Annotated in this window: 1 protein-coding gene; it reads right to left on the reverse strand. The window is 59.5% G+C overall.

What is annotated here, in order from left to right:
• The coding region (gene nirB / locus A3754_RS17295; RefSeq protein WP_063520695.1) for a nitrite reductase large subunit NirB at positions 1–2,046 on the reverse strand (2,046 nt) is incomplete at both ends.

Raw genomic sequence — 2,046 nt, forward strand, 5'->3', positions numbered from 1 at the left:
CACACATACAGGTTCCAGCCTTTCTCGGTGGCGATCACGCCCACGTCCTTGCTTTGCGCTTCCGCGCACTCGCGGGTACAACCACTCACTGCCATCTTGATCTTGTGTGGGCTGCGCAAGCCCTTGTAGCGATCCTCTACCTGAATGGCGGTGCCCACGGAGTCTTTCACCCCGTAGCGACACCAGGTGGAGCCCACACAGGATTTCACCGTACGCAGGGATTTACCGTAGGCGTGCCCGGTTTCAAAACCGGCATCCACCAGGATTTTCCAGATTTCCGGCAACTGCTCGACACGGGCACCAAACAAATCCACCCGCTGGCCGCCGGTGATCTTGGTATAAAGATCGTATTGCTTGGCCACTTCCCCCAGCACGATCAGTTTGTCCGGGGTGATTTCACCGCCCGCCACGCGCGGCACGATGGAATAGGTGCCGTCGCGCTGCATGTTGCCCAGGAAATAATCGTTGGTGTCCTGCAGCCCGGCATGGGGTTTGTTGAGTACCCAGTCGTTCCAGCAGGAAGCCAGCACGTTGGCCACGGTCGGCTTACAGATGTCACAGCCATCACCGCTACCGTGTTTTTCCAGCAGCTCGTCAAAGGTGGTGATCTGCCCGACGCGTACCAGGTGGTAGATTTCCTGGCGGGAATACGCGAAGTGTTCGCAAATGTGGTTGTTCACTTCCACACCACGTTTTTCCAGCTCGCTGTCCAGCACCTGCTTCACCAGCGCGGAACAACCGCCACAGGTAGCCGATGCCTTGGTGCAGGCTTTCAGGTCACCCACGGTCTGGGCGCCACCGTCGATGGCGGCACACAAATCGCCTTTGGAAACGTTATTACAGGAACAGATCTGCGCCGTGTCAGGCAGCGCATCGGCGCCCAGCAGCGGCGCACCATCAGACATGGGCGCCACCAGCGCAGACGGATCACCGGGCAGATCCATTTCGTTCAGGCAAAGCTGCAACAGGTTGCCGTAATCTGCGGCATCACCCACCAGCACCGCGCCCAACAGTTTCTTGCCGCACTCACTGATTACCGCCTTCTTGTAGATACCGGCGGTCTGGTCCATGAACACGGTGCTGCGACAACCGGGGGTGTTGCCGTGGGCATCCCCAATGGACGCCACATCCACGCCCATCAGTTTCAGCTTGGTGCTCATGTCCGCACCGGCAAACTGCTGTTCGGCCTTGCCCATCAGGTGTTCAGCGGCCACCTCCGCCATCTGGTACCCCGGCGCCACCAGGCCAAAGATGCGACCTTCCCACAGCGCCACTTCACCAATGGCATAGATATCTTCGTCGGAGGTCACGCAGTGGTTGTTGACCACGATGCCGCCGCGTTCGCCAATGGCCAGCTCGCAGGCCCGGCCCAGTTCGTCCTGGGGACGAATGCCCGCGGAGAAAACAATCACATCCGTTTCCAGATGTTTGTCGTCACCGAAATTCATGCGGTGTGTGCAGCTTTCGCCGTCGACAATATCCTGGGTGCCGGTGCTGGTGTGCACGGTAACGCCCAGTTCCTGAATCTTGTCTTTCAGCAGGCCGCCACCAAAGTCATCCACCTGCACGGCCATCAGGCGCGGGGCGAATTCCACCACATGGGTCTCCAGGCCCAGATCGTGAAGCGCCTTGGCCGCTTCCAGGCCCAGCAGGCCGCCACCGACAACCGTGCCCACCTTGCCGGTTTTACTGGCGGCAATCATGGCATCCAGGTCGTCGATGGTGCGGTACACAAAACAGTTCTCGCGATCGTTACCGGGGATCGGCGGCACAAACGGATAGGAACCGGTGGCCAGAACCACCTTGTCATAAGGCAGGGTCTCACCGGTGTTGGTGGTGACTGTTTTAGCCGCCCGATCAATCGCGTCCACCTTGGTATTCAGTTTCAGCGTAATGTCGTGCTCTTCAAAAAAACCTTCCGGCACCAGCGACAGGTCGTCGGCGGTCTTGCCGGAAAAGTAACTGGTCAGCCCTACGCGGTCATAGGCCGGCAGCGGCTCGGCACACAGTACCGTAATATCAAAGTGCTCCCGGCCACCCTGGGCC

Source organism: Alcanivorax sp. HI0083, from assembly GCF_001635175.1.